Here is a 25657-nt window from a genome sequence, read left to right as displayed (position 1 = left end):
GTGTAACGAACCGCATGTAGAGGAGGAAAGTTTGTGTCTATTACAGCTTTAGATGGGAAACGTTTTGCAGAAATGGTGATTCAAGGTGCGAATCATTTAGGTGCCAACGCAAAAATGGTTGATGCGTTAAACGTTTTTCCTGTGCCCGATGGTGATACTGGAACAAATATGAATTTATCAATGACCTCAGGGGCAAAGGAAGTAAAAAATAATGTACAAGAACATATTGGAAAAGTTGGAGTAGCTTTATCAAAGGGCTTACTTATGGGAGCTAGAGGTAACTCTGGGGTAATTCTTTCCCAATTATTCCGTGGATTCTCTAAAGCAATTGAAACAAAAGCCGCAATCACTGGAAAAGAATTCGCAGCGGCTTTAGACTCGGGCGTCGAAACTGCCTATAAAGCAGTAATGAAGCCGGTGGAAGGCACGATTTTAACGGTTGCAAAGGATTCAGCAAAAAGAGGTGTTCTTGCTTCCCAAAAATCTAACGATATTATCGAGATTATGGAAGAGGTATTAAAAGAGGCGAAAGCATCACTGAAACGCACACCAGATTTGCTTCCTGTTTTAAAGGAAGTTGGGGTAGTGGACAGCGGCGGCCAAGGGCTTGTCTTCGTTTATGAAGGATTTCTTGCTGAACTTAAAGGTGAACAGCTTCCAGATTCACCAGACAGCTACCCTTCAATGGATGAAATGGTCAATGCAGAACATCATAAAAGTGTCCAAAGTCATATGAATACAGAAGATATTGTTTTCGGCTATTGTACAGAATTCATGGTGAAGTTTGAAGAAGCGAAGCTGGCAAAACATCCATTCGATGAACAAGTTTACCGTAATGATCTTAGTAAGCTTGGTGATTCTTTACTAGTGATAGCGGACGAAGAGGTTGTAAAGGTACATATTCATTCTGAACAGCCCGGTGATTGTCTTAGCTACGGACAAAAGTACGGAAGTCTAATCAATATTAAAATTGAAAATATGAGGCAGCAGCACTCCAATATTGTAGGAGAAATGCACACGCCTTTAGTCTCTGATAAACCACAAGCACCAAAAGAACAGCAGGAGTATGGAATTGTTACGGTATCAATGGGTTCTGGGATTGCGGAATTATTTAAGAGTATCGGTGCACATGCAGTCATTGAGGGCGGTCAAACCATGAATCCGAGTACAGAGGATATTGTGAAGGCTGTTAAAGAAGTGAATGCGAAAAAGGTATTTATTCTTCCAAATAATAAAAATATCATCATGGCTGCTCAGCAAGCTGCTGAAGTATCGGATGAAGAAATCTATGTCATTCCGTCTAAAACCGTTCCTCAAGGTCTTTCTGCCCTTTTAGCATTCAATCCAGCGGGTGATGTTAAAGCAAATGAAGCATCGATGACGGAAGCAATGCAGCATGTTAAGACTGGTCAAATTACCTTTGCCGTTCGCGATACTCAAATCGATGGATTAGAAATTGAGAAAGATGATTTCATGGGAATTGCTGAAGGCAAAATAGTTGTAAAAAACAAAGACAAAGGAAAAGTTGCACAAGAGTTGCTTTCTAAGATGGTGGATGAGGATTCGGAAATATTAACCATTATCTATGGCGAAGACGTTTCTGAGGATGAGGTAAATGACCTTGTAACGTTTGCCAGCGAGCATTTCCCTGATGTTGAAGTTGAACTTCATAATGGAAAACAACCATTATATTCATTTATCTTTGCAATTGAATAAGTGATAAAATAGAAGGGGAAATAACCCTTCTATTTTTTTTTAAGGCTGTTTTCTTAACCCTTTTTGCTCTTTTGGAACAAAATTTAATAAGAAAAGAGCTTCAAACTAAATTCTAAAGCGCAAAATAAATGTTTCCACGTTAAAATCGGCTTTAAGATTTTAACAACAATCTTTTAAGAAATCAGCCTTTTTCTGTGTTATAAATATAGATGGATACCAAAGAGATTTATTTGTCCTAGGGGGAGTAACGAATGAAATATAGAAGTGTTTTTGACATAATCGGACCTGTAATGATTGGCCCATCTAGTTCGCATACTGCTGGAGCTGCGAGAATTGGCAGAGTCGCTAGAAGTTTATTTGGCAGGGAACCAAAATGGGCAAATATTTCTTTATATGGCTCATTTGCTAAAACGTATAAAGGACATGGAACAGATGTTGCGATTGTTGGCGGTTTATTAGATTTTGATACCGATGACGTAAGAATAATAAATGCAATAGATATAGCGAACGAACGGGGGATTAAACTCCGATTTATAGAAGAAGACGCTATCACTGACCATCCTAATACCGCCAGAGTGATTATTGGCGATGATAAAGGAGAATTAGAGCTAGTTGGAATTTCGATTGGCGGCGGAAAAATTGAAGTGACAGAATTAAATGGTTTTGAACTTAAATTGTCGGGAAACCATCCAGCCATTTTAGTGGTTCATAATGATCGTTTTGGAGCAATTGCTAATGTATCAAATGTACTGGCAAAATACGAAATCAATATTGGACATATGGAAGTTGCAAGAAAAGAAGCTGGAAAGCTTGCACTTATGACGATTGAGGTTGACCAAAACATCGAAGATAAAATCCTTCACGAACTAGAGCAACTGCCAAATATTTTGAAGGTGACAAAAATCGTAGATTAGCAAAAAAAGCGGAAGCGCCTTGCCAGCCCCGACAAGCACTGGAGGGCAAGTGGATAAAGTCACGTTTTTCGACTTTATCTGCTGGACCGAAGTGACCTCGAGGGGCTAGGCGCTGTAGCTGGACATTAAACAAAAAACAGAACTTCAAGGGGGAAGGGCATTTGTTTCGAAATGTTGCTGAGTTAGTAGAGCTTGCCATAAGTAAAAATAAAAAGATTTCAGAAATTATGATTGAGCAGGAAATGGATGTTACTGGACGCAGCCGGGAAGAAGTAATGGCCTTTATGGACAGAAATTTAAAGGTAATGGAGGAAGCGGTTGAACGGGGAATTAAAGGGGTTAAATCTCATTCTGGTCTAACCGGTGGGGATGCTGTTCTTCTGCAAAAGTATATTGAAAAAGGTAATTTCTTATCAGGGAAAACTGTCCTTGATGCTGTGAGTAAAGCAGTAGCGACGAACGAAGTCAATGCTGCAATGGGCACGATATGTGCCACACCGACTGCAGGTTCTGCAGGAGTTGTGCCTGGTACATTATTTGCAGTGAGAGAAAAACTAAATCCTACTAGAGAGGAAATGGTTGCTTTTCTTTTCACTGCGGGAGCTTTTGGTTTTGTTGTTGCTAATAATGCTTCGATTTCAGGTGCAGCCGGAGGCTGTCAGGCGGAAGTTGGTTCAGCTTCAGGAATGGCTGCTGCAGCGATTGTTGAAATGGCAGGCGGTTCACCAGAGCAATGCGCAGAAGCGATGGCAATTACACTAAAGAATATGCTTGGGCTGGTATGTGATCCTGTCGCAGGGTTGGTGGAAGTACCTTGTGTAAAAAGAAATGCAATGGGTGCAGCAAATGCGATGGTTGCGGCGGATATGGCATTAGCGGGTATAACTAGCAGAATACCATGTGATGAAGTCATTGATGCCATGTATAAAATAGGTCTAACGATGCCGACTGCTTTAAAAGAAACTGCACAGGGAGGGTTGGCGGCAACCCCGACAGGTCGTGAACTCGAAGCCAAGATCTTCGGTATTCCGCGAGTATAAAATGAATCATTATCTTAAACAATCAGTTACAGTTATAAAGGGTATCGGGGAAGAAACAGCTGAGAGTTTAGCAGAAATGAAAATATTTACTGTTCAGGATTTATTAGAGTATTTTCCTTACCGATACGAAGATTACCGACTTCGTGAACTCACTGAAGTTCAGCATGAAGAGAAAATTACAGTAGAAGGGAAGGTTCATAGTGAACCTTCTCTTACATATTTTGGCCGGAAGAAATCGAAATTGATGTTTAGAATGTTTGTAGGGCAATATCTTATTAAAGTTGTTTTCTTTAACCAGCCCTATTTAAAAAGTAAGCTAATCATGAATGAAAGTATTACCGTTACAGGTAAATGGGACGCTCATCGTCAAACGATAACCGCTAATGAAATGCAAGTTGGACAAAACGAAAAATCACAAGATTTTGAGCCTGTCTACTCACTTAAAGGAAAAATTACAACGAAAGGAATGCGAAAATTCATTTCAATTGCCTTTCAACAATTTGGCAAATATATTGAAGAAAGTCTGCCCTTCTCCCTAGTAAAAAAGTATCATTTGCCTAACCGGAGTGATGCAATGAAATCCATGCATTTTCCAGTTAACCAAGAGGACATAAAACAGGCACGCCGTCGTTTAGTCTATGAAGAATTTTTACTATTTCAGCTAAAAATGCAGGCATTACGTAAATTTGAACGTGAACATGCACCAGGAATCCAACAAAACTACGATGTCTCAAAGGTTGAGGAATTTATTCAATCTCTGCCTTTTCCGTTGACGAATGCCCAGAATCGTGTTGTAACCGAGATTTTAAACGACCAAAAATCACCTCTTAGAATGAATCGCCTCTTGCAAGGTGATGTGGGCTCAGGGAAAACGGTAGTGGCAGCTATTGGATTATATGCTAGTTTTACAGCAGGTTATCAAGGAGCATTAATGGTTCCAACCGAAATTTTAGCAGAACAGCACGCTGAATCTCTCAAGGGACTCTTAGAACCTTTTGGACTTAAATGTGAATTATTAACTAGTTCTGTTAAGGGAAAACGGAGAAGAGAGATTCTTCAAAACTTAGCTGAAGGGGCAGTAGATATTTTAATAGGGACACATGCTCTCATTCAGGATGAGGTAACTTTTAAGAAATTAGGGTTTGTGATTACCGATGAACAGCATCGCTTTGGTGTTGAACAACGAAGAGTGTTACGGGAAAAAGGAGAAAATCCGGATGTTCTGTTCATGACGGCAACTCCCATACCGAGAACACTTGCCATTACTGTATTTGGTGAGATGGATGTATCCATCATCGATGAAATGCCTGCAGGGCGTAAAGCAATCGAAACGTACTGGGCAAAACCAGATATGCTGGGAAGAGTCCTTTCTTTTGTAGAAAAGGAACTGGTCAAGGGGCATCAGGCTTACGTCATTTGCCCGTTAATTGAAGAATCAGACAAGCTGGATGTTCAAAATGCAATCGACGTCCATACCACTTTAACCCATCATTTTCAAAATCGATATAAGGTTGGGCTGATGCATGGACGGTTAAGCTCGGAAGAAAAAGATACAATTATGAAAGAATTTAGTAGCAATGAAGTACAAGTGCTGGTATCAACAACAGTAGTTGAAGTGGGCGTCAATGTTCCTAATGCAACCATGATGGTGATTTATGATGCAGAGAGATTTGGGTTATCACAGCTCCATCAACTAAGGGGAAGAGTAGGAAGAGGCAGTGACCAATCCTATTGTATCTTGTTAGCTGAACCAAAGTCAGAAGTAGGTCAGGAGAGAATGAGAATTATGACCGACACCAATGATGGATTCGTTTTAAGTGAAAAGGACCTTGAATTACGAGGACCAGGTGACTTCTTTGGAAAAAAACAGAGTGGTGTCCCTGAATTTAAGGTAGCAGACATGGTTCACGATTACCGTGCACTTGAAACAGCCAGAAATGACGCATCGCTAATGATACAGTCTAATGCATTCTGGAATGATAAAGAATATGAATATCTAAGAAATCAACTCGATGATACAGGTGTTTTCGAAGGTGAAAAATTAGATTAATTTAATAGTCAACTTATAGGCAGGTTGTAAGAATAAAAAACTTATTCTTGCAATCTGCTTTTTCTAATTTTATACTACTATTAGTACCTAGTCATAATAGCTCGGACGGTGTGAGATGAGAAGAACAAAAAAAGAACGTCAGCAGATGTTAAAAGAGACTATTAAAGAAAATCCATTTATAACGGACGAAGACCTTGCAGATAAGTTTCAAGTCAGTGTGCAAACCATTCGCCTTGATCGGTTAGAATTATCGATTCCCGAGCTGCGGGAAAGGATAAAATATGTGGCAGAGAAAAAATTTGAAGATGAGGTTCGATCTCTGCCGATAGAGGAAGTAATTGGAGAAATTATTGATATTGATTTAGATCAGAGTGCCATTTCGATTTTGGATGTGAAAGAGGAACATGTCTTTATCCGGAACAAGATTGCCAGAGGTCATCATGTCTTCGCACAAGCAAATTCTCTTGCGACAGCGGTCATTAATGATGAATTGGCGTTAACGGCAAAGGCAAACATACAATTTAAACGCTCAGTTAAACAAGGTGAACGAGTGATTGCCAAAGCGAAGGTTACTAAAATAGATGACGGCATCGGCAGGACAATTGTCGAGGTGACAAGCTTTGTCAATAACGAGCTTGTATTTAAAGGCGAATTCGAAATGTACCGTTCAGAAAAATCATTAAAGGATGAGAAAAAATGAAGTTAGCTATCGATGCAATGGGTGGCGACCATGCTCCTAAAGAAATCGTAATCGGTGCAATGAAAGCTGTAGAAGCATTTTCAGATATACATATAACCCTAGTTGGGGATGAAACCAAAATTAAAGAATACTTAACAAATTCGGAACGGATAAACATTTTACATACAACAGAGGTCATACTTGGAACAGACGAACCTGTGAGAGCAGTTCGCCGCAAGAAAACGGCCTCTATGGTACTAGCAGCACAACAAGTTACGGATGGAAATGCAGATGCTTGTATTTCAGCAGGAAATACAGGTGCATTAATGGCTGCAGGATTGTTTGTTGTAGGCAGGATTGAGGGAATAGAACGGCCGGCCCTAACACCTACTTTACCTACCATTGGCGGAGAAGGATTTCTATTATTAGATGTCGGGGCAAATGTAGACGCCAAGCCTGAGCATTTGCTTCAATATGCCATCATGGGTTCCATCTATTGGGAAAAGGTTAGAGGAACAACTAAACCTCGAGTGGGTCTTCTTAATATCGGGACAGAAGAAAAGAAAGGGAATGACCTAACAAAAGCGGCATTTGAATTATTGAAAAAGGCAAATATTAATTTTATTGGAAATGTAGAAGCCAGGGATTTGCTTGATGGCGCAGCGGATGTGGTTGTAACGGATGGTTTCACTGGAAATATGGTGTTGAAAACCGTTGAAGGTACAGCGCTATCTATGTTTAAAATGCTAAAGACTACGTTAATGAGCAGCATGAAAAGTAAACTTGCTGCTGCGGTATTAAAACCTGAATTTAAAGTCTTAAAAAACACATTAGACTATTCTGAGTATGGCGGTGCAGGTCTTTTTGGCTTAAAGGCACCTGTCATCAAAGCGCATGGGTCCTCAAACGGACAAGCAATCTTTAGTGCGATTCGTCAAACAAGAGAAATGGTTGAAAAGGATGTTGTCGGTCTCATTAAAAAGAGTATTGAAAATGAGAAGACAACTAATTTAGAAGTGTAGGAAGGGGTGCGCATATGGGAAAAATAGCGTTTGTATTTCCAGGGCAGGGCTCACAAGTAGTTGGTATGGGACAGCAGCTTGCTGAACAGTTTCCTGAGGTAATGCACTATTTTAAAAAAGCAGACGAAACACTTTCGGTTGAATTAACTAAACTTATATTTGAGGGTCCTCAAGAAGAATTGACCAAAACCGTAAATACACAGCCAGCACTATTAACAACTAGTATGGCCATTCTAGAAAGATTTCAAAAATCTGAAATTAAGCCTGATTACGTAGCAGGACATAGTCTTGGTGAATATACAGCCCTTGTAGCAGCTGGTGCACTTACCTTTCCTGATGGCGTCTTTGCAGTGAGAAAAAGAGGCGAATTTATGGAGGGTGCAGTTCCTAATGGTGAAGGTTCGATGGCGGCTATTTTAGGACTTGATCGTGAAGCACTTTCCCGAGTAACAGCTGAAGTAAGTGACTCTGGATTCCCAGTTTCGCTGGCGAACTTGAATTGTCCAGGCCAAATTGTTATCTCCGGATCTCGAAAAGGTGTTGAGCTTGCAGGGGGAAAAGCGAAAGAAGCAGGTGCAAAAAGAGCGATTCCTTTGGAAGTCAGCGGTCCATTTCATTCTTCATTAATGAAACCTGCTGCTGGGGAATTACGTGAGGTTTTAGATGGTCTTGATATGAAGGATGCGCATATACCTGTGATTGCGAATGTTTCAGCAAATCCAATGACTTCAGCATCAGAGATAAAAGAAAATTTAATTGAACAGCTTTACTCACCTGTATTATGGGAAGATTCTGTGGTCAAAATGATTGATTTAGGTGTTGATACATTTATTGAAATTGGTCCTGGGAAAGTACTTTCAGGGTTAATTAAAAAAATCAACCGTAGTGTTAAAACGTATTCGATATCTGATGAGGAAAGCTGTCAATCAGTAATCGAGGCATTGAAGGAGGAAAATCTATGACTTTAGAAGGCAAAGTAGCCTTAGTAACGGGTGCATCTAGAGGGATAGGAAGAGAAATTGCCCTCGAGCTTGCAAGACAGGGAGCAAATGTCGCAGTCAACTATGCTGGCAGTGAAGGTAAAGCGAATGAAGTGGTAGATGAAATAAAAGCCCTTGGGAAAGAAGCGTTTGCAATAAAATGTGATGTATCCAATAGTGATGAAGTGGCTGCTATGGTTAAAGATACGGTAGATAGATTCGGTAAATTGGATATACTTGTTAATAATGCAGGTATTACAAAAGACAATTTACTAATGAGAATGAAAGAAGACGAATGGGATGATGTGATTAACATTAATCTTAAGGGCGTTTTCCTTTGTACAAAAGGCGTTACCCGTCAAATGATGAAACAGCGTGTGGGCCGTATCATTAATATCACTTCAGTTGTTGGTGTTAGCGGCAATCCGGGACAAGCTAACTATGTCTCAGCAAAAGCAGGTGTTATTGGTTTAACGAAAACAACTGCGAAAGAACTTGCTTCCCGTAATATTACAGTTAATGCGATTGCACCAGGTTTTATCACGACTGATATGACCGATAAATTAGCGGATGAAGTCAAAGCAGAAATGTTAAAACAAATTCCATTAGCCCGCTTAGGAGAACCTAAGGACATTGCCAAAATGACAGCATTTCTAGCGTCAGATGATGCATCCTATATTACAGGTCAGACGATTCACATTAATGGCGGAATGGTAATGTAAAATTATTTTTTAATACGTTTATTATTTTATTGAAATACTCTATAATAGCTTGAGGGGAGGTGAACTACAATGGCAGAGGTATTAGAACGTGTTACAAAAATCATCGTTGACCGTTTAGGTGTAGATGAGTCACAAGTTAAACTTGAAGCTTCATTCAAAGATGATCTTGGTGCTGATTCCCTTGACGTAGTTGAACTAGTTATGGAATTAGAAGATGAGTTTGATATGGAAATTTCTGACGATGATGCTGAAAAAATCAGCACAGTTGGTGATGCTGTTACTTACATAAATAGCAAGAATTAATTCGTTGGATTTCTTTAAAAGCTCCGTTTTCAAACGGAGCTTCTTTCTGTATTATAGAACTTGGCAGTTTTAAAAATTACTGCCAAGTTTCTTTGCGTTTTGACTGGAGATTACTTAAACTAATGATAGGTATGTGTGTAAAAAATATGCAAGGTGGAGACTTTAATGCGCAGAAAAGGTAAGGAAAAAGAAATGAACAATCGCGCAAAAGAAAATCAATTTAAGGATTTTCAGGACAAGATCGGTATTCATTTTGAAAATGAAAAGCTTTTAAAACAAGCTTTTACTCATTCATCCTATGTGAATGAGCATCGCAGAAAGCCTTATGAAGATAATGAGAGGCTTGAATTTTTAGGAGATGCTGTACTAGAACTGACTGTGTCGAAATTCCTATTCCAGAAATATCCAATGATGAGTGAAGGGGAGCTAACAAAGCTCCGTGCTGCTATCGTATGTGAGCCTTCGCTAGTAATCTTGGCAAACGAACTTTGCTTTGGCAAATTAATTTTGCTCGGAAAAGGAGAAGAAATGACTGGGGGAAGGGAACGCCCAGCGCTCTTAGCTGATGTATTTGAAGCATTTATTGGTGCGTTGTACCTGGATAAGGGACTTGAGGTAGTAATTGGATTTCTAGACAAAGTAGTTTTCCCTAAAATTAATGAGGGTGCTTTTTCTCATGTGATGGATTTTAAGAGCCAGCTTCAGGAATTAATCCAGAGAGATGGGACAGGTTTGATTGAATATAAAGTTTTAATTGAAAAAGGTCCTGCCCACAGTAAAGAATTTGTTTCAAGAGTTTCGTTAAATGGTGAAGAATTAGGTATCGGTAATGGTAAATCAAAAAAAGAAGCAGAACAGCATGCCGCCCAAATGGCGTTGGAGGTTTTAAAGCAAAAACATCATAGCTAAACAACATAAGAATGCTAAGGAAAGGTTCCGGCCAAGCTTTAGGGAGGATAAGGATATGTTTTTAAAACGGTTGGACATCATTGGCTTTAAATCTTTTGCAGATCGTATTGGGGTGGATTTTGTTCAAGGAGTCACTGCTGTAGTTGGTCCAAACGGAAGTGGGAAAAGTAATATAACAGATGCAATTCGCTGGGTATTGGGTGAACAGTCTGCAAAATCACTTAGAGGCTCTAAAATGGAAGATATCATTTTTGCGGGAAGCGATACAAGGAAGCCGTTAAATTATGCGGAAGTGACCCTGACTCTTGATAATCAAGACGAAGGATTATCGATTGATTACAACGAAGTGAGTGTTACGAGAAGGGTCAGCCGCTCTGGGGATAGTGAATATTTAATTAATAAACAACCATGCAGATTAAAGGATATTATTGATTTATTTATGGACTCGGGTCTTGGCAGAGAAGCGTTTTCGATTATCAGCCAAGGAAAAGTAGAAGAAATTCTAAACAGTAAGGCTGAGGACAGAAGAACAATCTTTGAAGAAGCTGCAGGTGTATTAAAATATAAAAATCGCAAGAAAAAAGCTGAATCTAAACTAATAGAAACACAGGATAATTTAAATCGAGTGAATGATATCCTTCATGAACTGGAAGGACAAGTTGAGCCACTAAAGATACAGGCTTCAATAGCAAAGGATTACTTAGAGAAAAAAGAAGAGCTTGAAAAAATTGAAGTAGCTTTAACGGTACACGATATTGAAGATTTACATCAAAAGTGGACTGCGTTTTCAACACAACTCGAAGAACACCAGCAAGAAGAAATTAGGCTTTCGTCCAAATTACAGTTAAAGGAAGCAAAAATAGAGGAAACAAGGAATCAAATTGCTTCGCTTGATGAATCCATTACTGATTTGCAAAATGTCCTCCTCCATGCTAGTGAAGAATTAGAAAAGCTAGAAGGCAGGAAAGAAGTATTAAAGGAACGTAAGAAAAACGCCTCACAAAATAGAGCTCAGCTAGAAAAAAGTATTACTGAACTTAACGATAAAATCATTCAATTAAAAAGTAATAGAGATATACAGGATGGACTGGTAAATAAGCTTACGCAGCAAGTGAAGGTTCTTCAACATCAGTTAAAAGAAAAACAGGAAAAATTAAACTTATTCACGGAAAATATTGATGAAAAAATTGAAACCTTAAAAAGTGAATATATCGAGCTGTTAAATGACCAAGCTGGAGCAAAAAACGAACTGAAATATATTGACCAGCAGCTGGAGCAGCAGGGAATAAAGAGCACTCGCCTTGATTCAGAAAATGTAAAATTTATTGAGGAAAGACAACTTGCTCAAACGAAGATGCTGCAAATTCAATCTGCACTAGATGAAATCCAAAAAAAACTATCAAATCAAGTCACAGGTTTCAGAGAGAAGCAGCGGAAACTTGAAAATGCGCAAAACAATTATCAGAAGCAGGAAAAAACCTTATATCAAGCCTATCAAATTCTTCAACAGGCAAAATCACGGAAAGAAATGCTTGAGGAGATGGAAGAAGATTATTCAGGTTTCTTTCAAGGGGTAAAAGAAGTACTAAAAGCCCGCGGGAATAAGCTTCAAGGAATTGAAGGAGCTGTGGCTGAGCTAGTTAAAGTACCAAAAGAATACGAGACAGCACTTGAAACAGCTTTAGGCGGGGCCTTGCAGCATATCGTTGTTGATAATGAACAAAATGCCCGTATGGCTATCACATTTTTAAAACAAAATTCATTCGGACGGGCTACCTTTTTACCTTTAAGCGTTATAAAGGGCAGATTGTTGTCCTCCTCACAACAATACTCTATTCAAAACCATCCTTCATTGGTCGGTAGTGCGGTTGATTTAGTCAGCTTCGATCCAAAATATACAGACGTCATCAGCAGTCTATTAGGGAATGTTGTGATTACAAAGGATTTAAAGGGCGCAAATGAACTGGCCAAAATCCTCCAATATCGCTGTCGTCTAGTGACGTTGGATGGAGATATTGTCAATCCTGGCGGTTCGATGACGGGCGGGGCACAAAAGCAAAAGACTAGTTCGTTATTGACAAGAAAAGGCGAGCTTGAAGAGTTGAAAGAAAAGCTTGTTGTGATGACTGAAAAAACTTCTAATTTAGAAAATCTTGTTAAGTCATTAAAACTAGATATTAAAGCACAAGAACAAGAACTAGAGTCCATGCGAAAGTATGGAGAAGAATTAAGACAAGAGGAACAAACGTTAAAGGGAGATCAAAGGGAAGCTGAATTTGAGGCAAAGAATATTAATGATCGCTTGGCGATGTATGATCTTGAAAAAGGACAACTTACTGAGGAACAGAAATCCTTAAACAATCGTAAAAATGACCTCGATGCAGAAATGTTAAGCTTTAAAGGTAAAATAGAAACATTAGATAAACAAATTGCAAAACTAACAGAACAAAAAACAAATGATATCTCGTCAAAAGAAACACTAACAAAGGAAATAACAGATTTAAAGGTCGAGTATGCGGCTAAAAATGAGCAATTTGTAAATACAAAAGAACGATTAGCTTTGATAGTAGAAGAATTAAACGGAGCCCAAGAGAGGCTGGCTCTTTATACAGAGGATTTGATGCTGCTAACTTCAGAAATGGAAGGCAGTACTTCTGGAGAAGAACAGTTAGAGGCAGCTGCAAAACGGAAACAGCAGGATAAGGAACAAACAATTGCCCTTATTTCTTCCAGGAGACAGGAACGTATCCACATGCATACAACTCTAGAAGATGCTGAACTTGAAGCAAAGGAAATAAAAAGACTTCATAAGGGCATGGTTGAGGTTTTAAAAGATGAAGAAGTTAAGATTAATCGTTTAGACGTTGAACTTGAAAACAAACTCGCACATCTGAGAGAAGAATATCTACTTTCCTTTGAGGGTGCAAAGGAACAATTTCCATTATCAATACCAGTAGAAGAAGCTAGAAAAAAAGTAAAGCTGATAAAACTAGCCATTGACGAACTTGGTAGTGTGAATATTGGTGCCATTGAAGAATACGAGAGAGTTTCTGAACGTTATGAATTTTTAAATGAACAAAAAAACGATCTTCAAGAGGCGAAGGATACTCTTTACCAGGTTATAGACGAAATGGATATAGAAATGAAAAAGCGGTTTGAGCAGACCTTTACTGGAATTCGTCAGCACTTTGAACCTGTGTTCCGTGCATTATTTGGCGGCGGAAGAGCTGATTTAAAACTTACACAGCCGGGGGATTTATTAAATACCGGAGTAGAAATCGTTGCACAGCCGCCAGGGAAAAAACTACAAAACCTTGGGTTATTATCTGGAGGGGAGAGAGCATTAACAGCAATTGCTCTGCTATTCTCCATTTTAAAAGTCCGCCCAGTTCCATTTTGTATCCTAGACGAGGTTGAAGCAGCTCTTGATGAGGCAAACGTCTTTCGCTTTAGTCAATATTTAAAGACTTTTAGTGCAGAAACGCAGTTTATCGTCATCACTCACAGAAAAGGAACAATGGAAGAAGCAGATGTTCTATACGGTGTAACCATGCAAGAATCAGGGGTCTCAAAGCTTGTTTCTGTCCGACTAGAGGATACGAAGGAGCTTGTCGAAACTTAATGGATAGGAAGTGAAGAAAAGTGAGTTTTTTTAAAAAATTAAAAGAGAAAATCACGAAACAGACGGAGAGTGTTACAGAGAAATTTAAAGATGGTCTTTCGAAAACAAGAAATAACTTCTCTGGAAAAGTAAATGACCTAGTTGCAAGGTACCGAAAAGTGGATGAAGATTTCTTTGAGGAATTAGAAGAAATATTAATTCAAGCAGATGTAGGCTTTGATACGGTTATGAAACTAATTGATGAACTGAAGATGGAAGTCAAACGGAGAAATATCCAGGACCCACAGGAAGTCCAAAGTGTTATATCTGAGAAGTTAGTTGACATTTACAATGCAGGCGAGGAGCTCTCAACCAAATTGAACATTCAAGAGGATGGGCTTACTGTCATTTTATTTGTAGGTGTAAATGGTGTAGGAAAAACAACTACCATCGGAAAACTAGGCCATAAGTTCAAAAATGAAGGGAAATCCGTTCTTTTAGCTGCAGGAGATACCTTCCGTGCGGGAGCTATTGAGCAGTTAGAGGTATGGGGAGAAAGAGTAGGCGTCGATGTAATTAAGCAAGCGGAAGGTTCTGACCCTGCAGCCGTTATGTATGATGCGATAAAGGCGGCAAAATCAAGGAAAGTTGATATATTAATTTGTGATACTGCTGGGCGTTTACAGAATAAGGTTAACTTGATGAATGAGCTTGAAAAGGTGAAGCGGGTAATCGAACGAGAAGTTCCGGGTGCACCACATGAAGTCCTGCTTGTACTTGATGCTACAACGGGTCAAAATGCGCTTATTCAGGCAAAAACCTTTAAAGAGGTAACAAACGTAAGTGGGATTGTTCTTTCGAAATTGGACGGTACTGCCAAGGGCGGCATTGTTTTAGCTATTCGAAATGAATTGAAGATACCTGTAAAGTATGTGGGTCTTGGTGAAAAAATGGATGATCTCCAGGAATTTAATGCAGAGCAATATGTGTATGGATTATTCGCTGATCAAGTGGATAATGCTGTAAATTGATGTAAAGATATTTTCTTGACAGACTTGGAATGACTGTGTAAACTACATTTGTAAAGGCTTTTCACTTAACAAGGGAGGTATAGGCATGCTTGAAAAAACAACGCGAATAAATTATCTCTATGATTTCTATTATTCGTTGTTAACACCAAAGCAGCAAAGCTATATGTCTCTCTATTATTTAGATGATTACTCACTTGGAGAAATCGCTGAAGAGTACGATGTAAGCCGTCAGGCCGTCTATGATAACATCAAACGTACGGAAGCTATGCTTGAGGAGTATGAAGAAAAGCTATTACTATTTCAAAAATTTCAAGAGCGCAGCATGTTATTAAGGCATGTAAAAGAATTGCTTAATGAAGAAAACCCTTCAAAGCAGGTAATGATGGAAATGGTTGCCGAGCTTGAGAAATTGGATTAGGAGGCGGCATGAATGGCATTTGAAGGATTAGCCGACCGACTGCAGAATACGATTCAAAAAATCCGTGGAAAAGGTAAGGTTACGGAAGCGGATGTAAAAGAAATGATGCGTGAAGTCCGTCTTGCATTACTCGAGGCTGACGTTAATTTTAAAGTCGTGAAGGATTTTGTTAAAAAAGTCAGCGAACGTGCAGTAGGACAAGAAGTATTAAAAAGCTTAACACCAGGCCAGCAAATCATTAAAATTGTTAATGAGGAATTAACGATTTTGATGGGCGGGGAACAAAGCAAAATTGCAGCCTCTAATCGTCCGCCGACAGTCATAATGATGGTAGGACTTCAGGGTGCGGGTAAGACGACGACAACAGGAAAGCTTGCAAACCTGCTTCGTAAAAAGTACAATCGTAAGCCTCTCCTAGCAGCCGCTGATATTTACCGTCCTGCGGCCATTAAACAGCTTCAAACACTGGGGAAACAATTGGATATGCCTGTCTTCTCTCTTGGTGATCAAGTTAGCCCGGTCGAAATTGCAAAGCAAGCCATTGCGAAAGCAAAAGAAGATCATAATGACTATGTCCTTATTGATACTGCTGGGCGTTTGCATGTTGATGAAGCATTAATGGGTGAACTGAAGGATATTAAAGAACTTACGAAACCAGACGAAATTTTTCTTGTTGTTGATGCAATGACTGGTCAAGATGCTGTTAATGTAGCCCAAAGCTTTAATGAACAGCTTGGTTTGACGGGAGTAGTCTTAACTAAACTAGACGGTGACACGCGTGGAGGAGCTGCACTTTCTATTCGTGCTGTTACTCAAACACCGATTAAGTTTGTCGGTTTAGGCGAGAAAATGGATGCAATTGAACCCTTTCATCCCGAACGTATGGCTTCAAGGATCCTCGGAATGGGTGACGTCTTAACGCTTATTGAAAAGGCACAGGCGAATGTTGATGAGGAAAAGGCAAAAGAGCTAGAACAAAAGATGCGGACGGCGACTTTTACGCTTGATGACTTTTTGGAACAGCTCGGACAAGTCCGTAATTTAGGACCGCTTGATGAACTATTAAAAATGATGCCTGGTGCAAATAAAATTAAAGGTTTGAACAATGTTCAAATCGAAGAAAAACAAATTGCACATGTGGAAGCAATCATTCGGTCCATGACAAAAGCAGAAAAAGATCATCCTGAGATATTGAATTCAAACCGTAAAAAAAGGATTGCTAAAGGGAGCGGAAGAACTGTTCCTGAAGTAAATCGGTTATTAAAACAGTTTGAGGACATGAAGAAGATGATGAAGCAAATGACAGGAATGCAGCAAAAAGGCAAGAAAAAGGGCGGATTTAAATTTCCGTTCAAGCCGTTTTAAAGCTGAAAAAATTGGCAATACTACTGTAAAGAAAAAACACTTTACAAATGAATTAATAATTGATAATATACTATCTTGTGTGAAACTATTCGGAGGTGCTTATTTAAAATGGCAGTAAAAATTCGTTTAAAGCGTATGGGAGCTAAAAAGACTCCTTTCTATCGTATCGTAGCAGCAGATTCTCGTTCTCCTCGTGACGGACGTTACATTGAAGTTATTGGAACTTACAATCCAGTTGTTCAACCAGCTGCAGTCCAAATCAACGAAGATTTGGCTCTTAAATGGTTACAAGACGGTGCAAAACCATCTGATACAGTTCGTAACCTTTTCTCAAACCAAGGCATCATGGAAAAATTCCATAATGCTAAGCACAGCAAGTAATTGCTATGAAGCAATTAATTGAAAGTATTGTTAAGCCCCTTGTTGATTTTCCAGAGGATGTTCAAGTTAATGTCAACGAAGAAGATCAACGAATTACTTTTCATCTTACTGTTAATAAGACAGATATGGGAAAAGTGATTGGTAAGCAAGGGCGTGTTGCAAAGGCCATAAGGACTGTTGTATATGCAGCAGGATCATCACAACAAAAGAAAATTTTTCTAGAAATTGGTGAATAGCTTTTTGCATCTAGATGAAAGGGAGGAATAAAATTCCTCCCTTTTTTGCTATCATGAAAAGCGGAAGCGACTTGCACAGGGGCGACAGGCATAAGACGAGCCGGCGAGAAGGTTGCTCTTTTACCTTCTTGATGGATTGGCTTAGACCTGAGAGCCCCTAGGCGCTGAAGCTAGACAATGAAAAACAGGAAATTGAAGGAGGAGGCAATTCTATGCAACTTATTCAAACTGTTATTGTAAAGCAAATCTTAACGGAACAAAGTAAACAAAAGCTACTTGATAAATATTTTGCTGGCAAGCTGCAGATGCAAAAAGAATATGAGCAGCTACAGTTTGAGTTAAAAAAGTTAGAAAAAGCCAAAAAGTATCAATCAAGCGCACTTAAAAGTCATTTTGAAAAAGAACTGCAAAAACGACATGACAAAGAAAAGCTTTATGAGTTTCAAATTGAACAACTACATATGCTACCATTAGGCAGTGAACTAAAGCAAAAGGAAGTACAAGCCCTTGTTGAAGTGAAGGTTGGCGACAATTGGGATGAAGTAATGGAGCAAACAACCATTATCATAAAAGATGGCATAATTGAGGAAATAAGATAGAGGTGACGAACAAAATGGAAAAATGGTTTAATGTAGGTAAAATCGTCAATACACACGGAATCAGAGGTGAAGTAAGGGTGATTTCTAAAACTGACTTCCCAGAAGAGCGTTACAAAGTGGGGAATACATTGTATTTGTTTATGCCTGGATCTAATAAGCCCATTCAATTAAAGGTAAAAACCCACCGAACTCACAAAAATTTTAATTTACTTACCTTTGAGGGGTATGAAAATATCAACGAGGTTGAAAAGTTTAGGGACGGTATCCTAAAGGTGCCAGAATCTCAACTTGGAAATCTTGAAGAAGATGAATACTATTACCATGAAATTATCGGATGCTTAGTGGCGACAACTAGAGGTGAGGAAATTGGTAAGGTTACAGAAATCCTATCCCCAGGCGCTAACGATGTATGGGTAATAAAATCGGCATCAGGCAAGGAAATATTGATTCCTTATATTGAAGATGTTGTGAAAAAAGTCGATGTGAAGGAAAAGGTAATCTTAATTGAACCGATGGAAGGTCTACTTTCATGATGAAAATAGATGTACTGACGTTATTTCCAGAGATGTTTTCAGGGGTGCTTGGGCATTCCATTTTACATAAAGCTGCCCAAAAATCTGCTGTTCACTATAATGTTGTTAATTTCCGTGACTATGCTGATAATAAACATCAAACCGTCGACGACTATCCCTATGGCGGCGGGGCAGGTATGGTCTTAAAGCCGCAGCCACTATTTGATGCAGTTGCAGCATTAAAGGAAAAAGCAAACAGTAACACAACAAGAGTGATATTACTTTGTCCTCAAGGAAAACGGTATGACCAAAAACTGGCAGAAGAATTGGCGAAAGAGGAACATCTTCTGTTCATCTGCGGGCATTATGAGGGTTACGATGAAAGAATTCGTGAACATGTGGTAAGTGATGAGATTTCAATTGGTGATTATGTGTTAACTGGCGGAGAGCTTGGAGCAATGGTTGTGATTGATAGTGTTGTTCGTCTCCTGCCAGAGGTCTTAGGGAATGAAGAGTCACATATGAAAGATTCTTTCAGCACAGGCCTTTTGGAGCATCCTCACTATACAAGACCCTCTGACTTTCGCGGAATGAAGGTTCCAGAGGTCCTTCTGCAAGGAAATCATCGATTAATCGAAGAATGGCGTAACAAGGAAGCTTTACGACGAACACTCCTTAGGAGGCCAGACTTATTAGAAAAAATAGAATTGAGTAAGGATCAGGAGAAATGGCTGAATGAAATAAAAAAAGAATATGAGTAGATATTGCATGAAGTTGTCTTTTATGTTAAGATACTTCTTGTGACTTGAGCTGATTAATGTATTCAGTATGGTCTTATAACGATGTTCCGCTGCAATGGAAAAGGATAGTAGATGTGCATGAGCGTCTGTTGGAAGGAGTTGAAAACGATGCAAAAATTAATTGAAGAAATCACAAAAGAACAACTTCGTTCTGATTTACCTGCGTTCCGTCCTGGTGATACTGTACGTGTACACGTTAAAGTTGTCGAGGGTACTCGTGAGCGTATTCAGTTATTCGAAGGTGTAGTGATTAAGCGTCGTGGTGGTGGCATTAGCGAAACTTTCACAGTTCGTAAGGTATCTTACGGAGTAGGCGTTGAGCGTACTTTCCCTGTACACACACCTAAAATTGCGAAGCTTGAAGTATTGCGCCGCGGTAAAGTTCGCCGTGCTAAGCTATACTACTTACGTAAGCTACGTGGTAAAAAAGCTCGTATTAAAGAAATTCGATAATAAAAGAAAGAGCTTGCTTTGCAAGCTCTTTTTTCGTACTTATCTTATCAAACATTTTTTTGTGATTGGTGGGGAACAAAAGATGATTAAAAAGAAAAATGAACTTTGGGAATGGACGAAGGCACTTTTAATTGCGGTTGTATTGGCAGCTGTCATTCGTTACTTTCTTTTTGCACCAATTGTAGTAGACGGGCTATCGATGATGCCTACACTGCAGCACCAAGACCGTATGATAGTGAACAAGCTAAGCTATAATATAGGTGAGCCTAAACGGTTTGATATTATCGTCTTTCATGCGCCTGAACAGAAGGATTACATAAAAAGAGTCATTGGACTTCCGGGTGACCGTATCGAATATAAAAATGATACTTTATATGTAAATGGAAAAGCGTACGAAGAACCATATTTGGATGAGTATAAGAAAAAAGTCGAAGGACCTTTAACTGATCCGTTTACACTTGAAGAAACTCCTGCTGGTGTTGAAACAGTACCAGAAGGTGAATTGTTCGTCATGGGTGATAATCGCCGTTTCAGTAAGGACAGCAGGCATATTGGAACCATCTCCATGGAAAAAATAATCGGTAAAACAAGTATTGTTTACTGGCCATTAAAAGATGCGCATATCTTGAAATAGTTTAGGAGGTGACGACTGCTTTGACAATCCAATGGTTTCCGGGTCATATGGCAAAAGCACGAAGAGAAGTCACAGAGAAATTAAAACTTGTAGATATTATCTATGAATTAGTGGATGCACGAATTCCTTACTCGTCCCGCAATCCAATGATAGATGTAATTATTCAACATAAACCAAGACTGGTCCTCTTAAATAAAGCCGATTTGGCAGATAAAGCAATTACAAAAGAATGGATTGCCTATTTTGCTGAAAGAGGAATAAAAGCAATTGCTATTAACTCTCAGGCCGGAGAGGGTATGAAGGATATTGTAAAGGCATCCCATGAAATCTTAAAGGAAAAGTTTGATCGTTTAAGAGCAAAAGGTGTTGTTAACCCAAGAGCCATTCGTGCCATGATTGTTGGAATCCCGAATGCAGGCAAATCAACATTAATTAATCGACTTGCAAAGAAAAACATTGCAAAGACAGGAAATATGCCAGGAGTAACAAAAGCCCAACAATGGATTAAAGTTGGAAAAGAGCTAGAGTTATTGGATACACCGGGTATTCTATGGCCTAAGTTTGAAGACCAAGAGGTTGGAAAGAAGTTAGCTGTAACTGGAGCAATCAAAGATACTCTTCTGAATTTGCAGGACCTCGTTGTTTTTTCAATTAAGTTTTTAGAAGAACGATATCCAGATAGACTTAAGGAACGCTATAAGCTTGAATCAGTCCCTGATAATGTGGTAGAGATGTTTGACCAAATTGGGGAGCTCAGAGGCTGTCTCGGGGCTGGTGGAGTCGTTGATTATGATAAAGTTTCAGATTTAGTCATTCGAGAAATTAGATCTGAGAAATTTGGACCGCTTACTTTCGAAAGGCCAAGCGATATAGCGGATAAAATTGAAAATAAATAAACAAATGAACTCTCCATGTGGTGAGTTTTTTGTTTATTTTTGTCATTGAAATTAAATGCAGGAGAAGGTATCATTACAACGGGTGAAGAAAATGAAAGTACAAACAATAGCAGAAATAGAACAACAGCTTAAATACATAAAGTCTGATAATGACCCTATCTTACAAAAACTCCAGCAGGATGAGCGTAAAGGTGTTCAACACCTTATACATAAATGGCATAGGAAAATGGAACAGGAAAGACAACTTCAGGAAAAGTTTAATGAGATGAATGTCTATGAAAATAAATGGCGTGAACAAGGATATAAGTATATTGCCGGTGTTGACGAAGTTGGCCGCGGACCGCTTGCAGGCCCAGTGGCAGCTGCAGCGGTTATTTTACCAAAGGATTTTTATTTGCCAGGTATTGATGATTCCAAGAAGCTTACAGAGAAAAAGCGGACTGAATATGATGAAATCATTAGAAGAGATGCAATAGCTGTTAGTGTTGCGATGATTGATGCAGCAGAAGTTGATTCTATTAATATCTACGAGGCTACTAAAAAAGCGATGAAAGCTGCAATTGCTTCACTTCCGTCCAATCCAGAAGTTTTACTGGTTGACGCTATGAAGCTCGAAACACCTTATATCGTGGAGTCTATTATAAAAGGGGATGCAAAAAGCGTATCCATAGCGGCAGCTTCCATCGTTGCAAAAGTGGCAAGAGATTCGCTAATGAAAAAAATATCGGCTGAGTTTCCGGAATACGGCCTTGAGAACAACATGGGCTATGGAACAAAAGAACATATCTTGGCGATTCAAAAGCATGGTATTACACCTTATCATCGAAAAAGCTTTGCTCCAGTAAAGGAAATGATTCTAGGCAAATAACAAAACAAGCATCTTATTGCTTGTTTTGTTATTGTTAAAAAGTAATTAGTTGTTAAAATTTGGCTTCTTCTTATATGAAAGCGCTTTAATTGATGAGACGTGAGAATTCATAATATTATGAGGATAATAATTTTTTTTGCGCATAATGGTGGACAAGGTATCTGTCATTCTATAAAATGAAAACGGAGTCAATTTTTTGAAGAGTTTGATAGGAGGATGGGAAATGAATATCCATGAGTATCAGGGGAAAGAAATCCTCAGAAAATATGGGGTAAGTGTTCCTAATGGCAAAGTGGCATTCAGTGTTGAAGAAGCAGTGGAAGCCGCAAAGGAATTAGGTACACAAGTATGTGTAGTAAAAGCGCAAATTCATGCAGGCGGCAGGGGTAAAGCCGGCGGAGTAAAGGTTGCTAAAAACCTTGAAGAAGTGCGTACATATGCAAGCGAAATCCTCGGAAAAACGTTGGTTACACACCAAACAGGTCCTGAAGGTAAAGAAGTAAAGCGACTATTAATTGAAGAAGGCTGTGATATTAAAAAAGAATATTACGTGGGCCTTGTCTTAGACCGCGCTACTTCAAGAGTTGTGCTTATGGCTTCTGAAGAAGGCGGAACAGAAATTGAAGAAGTAGCAGAAAAAACTCCGGAGAAAATCTTCAAGGAAGAAATTGATCCGGTTGTGGGCTTAATGCCATATCAAGCTCGTCGAATTGCATTCAATATTAACATTCCAAAAGAGCTAGTAAATCAAGCTGTTAAATTCATGATGGGCTTATACAATGCGTATATTGAAAAGGATTGTTCAATTGCCGAAATCAACCCATTGGTTGTAACTGGAGATGGAAAAGTAATGGCATTAGATGCAAAGTTAAACTTTGACTCAAATGCATTATATCGTCAAAAAGATATACTTGAGTACCGTGATCTTGAAGAAGAAGATCCAAAGGAAATCGAAGCATCTAAATATGATTTAAGCTATATTTCATTAGATGGAAATATCGGCTGTATGGTAAATGGCGCCGGCCTTGCTATGGCAACAATGGATATTGTTAAGCACTATGGCGGCGACCCGGCGAACTTCCTCGATGTTGGGGGCGGTGCAACAGCTGAGAAAGTTACAGAAGCATTCAAAATTATCCTTTCTGATCCAAACGTAAAAGGTATTTTTGTAAATATTTTTGGCGGTATCATGAAATGTGATGTCATTGCTGAGGGTGTTGTAGAAGCTGCTAAGCAGGTTCAACTAAGTGTACCTCTTGTTGTGCGTTTAGAGGGAACAAACGTTGACTTAGGTAAGAAGATTCTTGCTGAGTCTGGTTTAGCTATCACTCCTGCAGAATCAATGGCTGACGGTGCACAAAAAATCGTTTCACTTGTGAAATAGGATCGAAAGAAAGGGGAATTAACGTGAGCGTTTTTATTAATAAAGATACGAAAGTATTAGTTCAAGGGATTACAGGTTCAACTGCCCTTTTTCATACAAAACAAATGCTTGAATATGGTACACAAATTGTTGCTGGTACTACTCCAGGAAAAGGCGGCATGGAGGTTGAAGGAGTACCTGTTTTTAATACAGTGAGTGAAGCTGTTGCTGCTACAGGCGCTACTGCTTCTGTTATCTATGTTCCAGCACCATTTGCTGCTGATGCTATTATCGAAGCCGTAGATGCTGAATTAGATCTTGCTATTTGTATTACTGAACATATTCCAGTTTTGGATATGGTGAAAGTAAAACGTTATATGGAAGGCAAAAAGACTCGCTTAGTAGGTCCTAACTGCCCTGGTGTTATCACTGCAGATGAATGTAAAATTGGTATCATGCCTGGTTACATCCATACAAAAGGACATGTTGGTGTTGTTTCCCGCTCTGGAACATTAACATATGAAGCAGTTCATCAATTAACACAAGCAGGAATTGGTCAAACTACTGCTGTGGGAATCGGCGGCGACCCAGTGAACGGAACAAACTTCATTGATGTATTAAAAGCGTTTAATGAAGACCCAGAAACATATGCTGTTATTATGATTGGTGAAATCGGCGGTACAGCAGAGGAAGAAGCGGCTGAGTGGGTAAAAGCAAATATGACTAAACCTGTAGTCGGCTTCATCGGCGGTCGTACAGCTCCTCCTGGAAAGCGTATGGGCCATGCTGGTGCAATCATTTCAGGCGGTAAAGGTACAGCAGATGAAAAAATCCGTGTTATGAATGAATGCGGAATTAAAGTTGCTGACACTCCATCTGTTATGGGTGAAACGTTAATTGAAGTTCTAAAAGAACAAGGTATATACGATAAGTGTGTAACACACTAAAAAATAGAAGAAATAGTCCCTTTAAACTAGGGACTATTTCTTCTTTTTATCATTAATAATGGAGGTCAAGAATGGATGATTTTAGAGAAAAACTCATTGCTCTAATGCACTACCCAAGTATTTCATGGACTGCAGTTTTACAATATATAATGAAAGACACAACTCTTCAAAGGAAATCACAGTACATCCAACAAAACCTATTCTCTTCCACAGCACACACAAACCTTCCTTCGACCACTTCTTTACAATCAGAAATCATTAAAGAACAAATCCAAAAATATGAAAAAAATGGGATTAAGGTAATCACAATACTAGATGAAAATTACCCCAGTTTATTAAAAGAAATTTACCAGCCGCCCTGGGTTTTATTTGCAAAGGGAAATCTTTCTCTGCTCGAAAAACAACCAAAGCTTGCAGTAGTGGGTTCACGCCAAGCGACACAGTATGGTAAGAGTGCCATTCGGTTACTATTTCCGCCACTAGTGGAAAAAGGAGTGGTTATTGTCAGCGGATTAGCTAATGGTATAGATACTCTCGCACATGAAAATGCAATGAAGAATGGCGGAGATACCATTGCGGTTATTGCTGGAGGATTGAATCATATTTATCCAAAGGAAAATAGTGAATTAGCAACAGAAATGATGAAAACGCAATTGGTTGTTTCAGAATATCCGCCAGATACAAAGCCAGAACGGTGGCATTTTCCAGCACGTAACCGAATCATCAGCGGAATGTCAAATGGTACATTTATAATAGAAGCAAAACGAAAAAGTGGTTCTCTCATCACTGCTAACTATGCAGTCAATGAGGGACGTGAGGTTTTTTCCCTTCCTGGAAGTATCTTTAATCCGTATTCATTGGGTACAAATGACCTAATTCAGCAGGGGGCTAAGCCTGTAATGAGTAGTGAGGATATATTAGATGAACTTCCGATATAAACTTTAGTGATTTTACTTTATATTAAATAAAATTGCAGTTTTTTAAAGGTTTTTTTCGAATTTTTGGAGATTTATGCTAAAAAGGCTTGAAATTATTTCTAATATGTTATACATTTTCCAACAGATATTTGAAAAAAAGAATGTCTAAATAGGAATAATTTGGCGCATTATTATCATTAACTAGTTGTAAACGGTTTCGTCATTGTTGACATCAAAAGTTATTTGTTTAAGAATAAGAAGTATTAATAATGAATACTTTTTCCAATTTTAAAAAAATGGT

General features: G+C 38.9%; 26 protein-coding genes. All 26 read left to right on the top strand.

Translation table 11 applies throughout. From position 1 onward, the window contains the following. The first annotated feature begins 33 nt into the window (after positions 1 to 33). Complete coding sequence (locus tag M3189_RS01220) at positions 34 to 1716, top strand: DAK2 domain-containing protein (protein WP_251631049.1); 1683 nt, start codon at positions 34 to 36, stop codon at positions 1714 to 1716. Between the two features lie 251 nt (positions 1717 to 1967). After that, complete coding sequence (gene sdaAB, locus M3189_RS01215; RefSeq protein WP_251631047.1) at positions 1968 to 2630, top strand: L-serine ammonia-lyase, iron-sulfur-dependent subunit beta; 663 nt, start codon at positions 1968 to 1970, stop codon at positions 2628 to 2630. A gap of 161 nt (positions 2631 to 2791) precedes the next feature. After that, positions 2792 to 3670: an L-serine ammonia-lyase, iron-sulfur-dependent, subunit alpha gene (gene sdaAA, locus M3189_RS01210; protein ID WP_251631045.1), complete on the top strand. Its 879-nt coding sequence runs from the start codon at positions 2792 to 2794 to the stop codon at positions 3668 to 3670. A gap of 1 nt (position 3671) precedes the next feature. After that, positions 3672 to 5720: an ATP-dependent DNA helicase RecG gene (gene recG, locus M3189_RS01205; protein ID WP_251632044.1), complete on the top strand. Its 2049-nt coding sequence runs from the start codon at positions 3672 to 3674 to the stop codon at positions 5718 to 5720. A gap of 115 nt (positions 5721 to 5835) precedes the next feature. Beyond that, positions 5836 to 6420 carry a transcription factor FapR gene (fapR, locus tag M3189_RS01200; RefSeq protein WP_251631043.1) on the top strand — a complete coding sequence of 195 codons (585 nt, stop codon included), beginning with the start codon at positions 5836 to 5838 and terminating at the stop codon, positions 6418 to 6420. Then, entirely contained in the window at positions 6417 to 7421 is a 1005-nt protein-coding gene (gene plsX, locus M3189_RS01195) for a phosphate acyltransferase PlsX (protein ID WP_251631041.1), read from the top strand. Before fapR ends, plsX begins: the two co-directional genes overlap by 4 nt. 14 nt (positions 7422 to 7435) lie before the next feature. Beyond that, complete coding sequence (gene fabD, locus M3189_RS01190; protein WP_251631039.1) at positions 7436 to 8383, top strand: ACP S-malonyltransferase; 948 nt, start codon at positions 7436 to 7438, stop codon at positions 8381 to 8383. Beyond that, entirely contained in the window at positions 8380 to 9123 is a 744-nt protein-coding gene (fabG, locus tag M3189_RS01185) for a 3-oxoacyl-[acyl-carrier-protein] reductase (RefSeq protein ID WP_251631037.1), read from the top strand. Before fabD ends, fabG begins: the two co-directional genes overlap by 4 nt. 69 nt (positions 9124 to 9192) lie before the next feature. After that, entirely contained in the window at positions 9193 to 9426 is a 234-nt protein-coding gene (locus tag M3189_RS01180) for an acyl carrier protein (protein WP_095247684.1), read from the top strand. Positions 9427 to 9591: 165 nt separating this feature from the next. Beyond that, on the top strand, positions 9592 to 10335 hold the full coding sequence (gene rnc / locus M3189_RS01175; RefSeq protein ID WP_251631035.1) for a ribonuclease III: 744 nt from the start codon (positions 9592 to 9594) through the stop codon (positions 10333 to 10335). Positions 10336 to 10390: 55 nt separating this feature from the next. Continuing rightward, a complete protein-coding gene (gene smc / locus M3189_RS01170; protein WP_251631033.1) occupies positions 10391 to 13957 on the top strand; it encodes a chromosome segregation protein SMC in 3567 nt (1188 codons plus the stop codon). A 20-nt stretch (positions 13958 to 13977) separates the two neighbouring features. Then, positions 13978 to 14967 (top strand): signal recognition particle-docking protein FtsY, encoded by a 990-nt coding sequence (gene ftsY, locus M3189_RS01165; RefSeq protein WP_251631031.1) that lies wholly within the window; start codon positions 13978 to 13980, stop codon positions 14965 to 14967. Positions 14968 to 15052: 85 nt separating this feature from the next. Next, positions 15053 to 15385 carry a putative DNA-binding protein gene (locus tag M3189_RS01160; RefSeq protein WP_251631029.1) on the top strand — a complete coding sequence of 111 codons (333 nt, stop codon included), beginning with the start codon at positions 15053 to 15055 and terminating at the stop codon, positions 15383 to 15385. Positions 15386 to 15397: 12 nt separating this feature from the next. Then, positions 15398 to 16750 (top strand): signal recognition particle protein, encoded by a 1353-nt coding sequence (gene ffh, locus M3189_RS01155; RefSeq protein WP_251631027.1) that lies wholly within the window; start codon positions 15398 to 15400, stop codon positions 16748 to 16750. Positions 16751 to 16858: 108 nt separating this feature from the next. Then, positions 16859 to 17131 carry a 30S ribosomal protein S16 gene (gene rpsP, locus M3189_RS01150; RefSeq protein ID WP_251631025.1) on the top strand — a complete coding sequence of 91 codons (273 nt, stop codon included), beginning with the start codon at positions 16859 to 16861 and terminating at the stop codon, positions 17129 to 17131. A 5-nt stretch (positions 17132 to 17136) separates the two neighbouring features. Further along, entirely contained in the window at positions 17137 to 17367 is a 231-nt protein-coding gene (locus M3189_RS01145) for a KH domain-containing protein (RefSeq protein WP_133369424.1), read from the top strand. 212 nt (positions 17368 to 17579) lie between these two features. After that, positions 17580 to 17966 (top strand): YlqD family protein, encoded by a 387-nt coding sequence (locus tag M3189_RS01140; protein ID WP_251631023.1) that lies wholly within the window; start codon positions 17580 to 17582, stop codon positions 17964 to 17966. A gap of 14 nt (positions 17967 to 17980) precedes the next feature. After that, entirely contained in the window at positions 17981 to 18499 is a 519-nt protein-coding gene (gene rimM / locus M3189_RS01135) for a ribosome maturation factor RimM (protein WP_251631021.1), read from the top strand. Beyond that, entirely contained in the window at positions 18499 to 19239 is a 741-nt protein-coding gene (trmD, locus tag M3189_RS01130; RefSeq protein WP_251632031.1) for a tRNA (guanosine(37)-N1)-methyltransferase TrmD, read from the top strand. Before rimM ends, trmD begins: the two co-directional genes overlap by 1 nt. Positions 19240 to 19386: 147 nt before the next feature. Beyond that, the gene (rplS, locus tag M3189_RS01125; RefSeq protein ID WP_034675704.1) at positions 19387 to 19731 is read left to right on the top strand and encodes a 50S ribosomal protein L19; all 345 of its coding nucleotides are present in this window, start codon (positions 19387 to 19389) and stop codon (positions 19729 to 19731) included. 82 nt (positions 19732 to 19813) lie between these two features. Next, a complete protein-coding gene (gene lepB / locus M3189_RS01120) occupies positions 19814 to 20365 on the top strand; it encodes a signal peptidase I (RefSeq protein WP_251631019.1) in 552 nt (183 codons plus the stop codon). Between the two features lie 20 nt (positions 20366 to 20385). Beyond that, the gene (gene ylqF, locus M3189_RS01115) at positions 20386 to 21261 is read left to right on the top strand and encodes a ribosome biogenesis GTPase YlqF (protein ID WP_251631016.1); all 876 of its coding nucleotides are present in this window, start codon (positions 20386 to 20388) and stop codon (positions 21259 to 21261) included. 91 nt (positions 21262 to 21352) lie between these two features. Continuing rightward, complete coding sequence (locus M3189_RS01110) at positions 21353 to 22129, top strand: ribonuclease HII (RefSeq protein WP_251631014.1); 777 nt, start codon at positions 21353 to 21355, stop codon at positions 22127 to 22129. A gap of 223 nt (positions 22130 to 22352) precedes the next feature. After that, positions 22353 to 23513, top strand: a complete 1161-nt coding sequence (sucC, locus tag M3189_RS01105; protein WP_251631012.1) for an ADP-forming succinate--CoA ligase subunit beta — start codon at positions 22353 to 22355, stop codon at positions 23511 to 23513. Positions 23514 to 23536: 23 nt separating this feature from the next. Next, a complete protein-coding gene (gene sucD / locus M3189_RS01100; RefSeq protein ID WP_251631010.1) occupies positions 23537 to 24439 on the top strand; it encodes a succinate--CoA ligase subunit alpha in 903 nt (300 codons plus the stop codon). Positions 24440 to 24510: 71 nt separating this feature from the next. Next, entirely contained in the window at positions 24511 to 25377 is an 867-nt protein-coding gene (gene dprA / locus M3189_RS01095) for a DNA-processing protein DprA (RefSeq protein ID WP_251631008.1), read from the top strand. The last annotated feature ends 280 nt before the right edge of the window (positions 25378 to 25657 follow it).

The organism is Neobacillus niacini (assembly GCF_023715415.1).
Lineage (GTDB): Bacteria > Bacillota > Bacilli > Bacillales > Cytobacillaceae > Neobacillus > Neobacillus niacini_C.
This window is presented reverse-complemented; position numbering and strand designations above follow the sequence as displayed.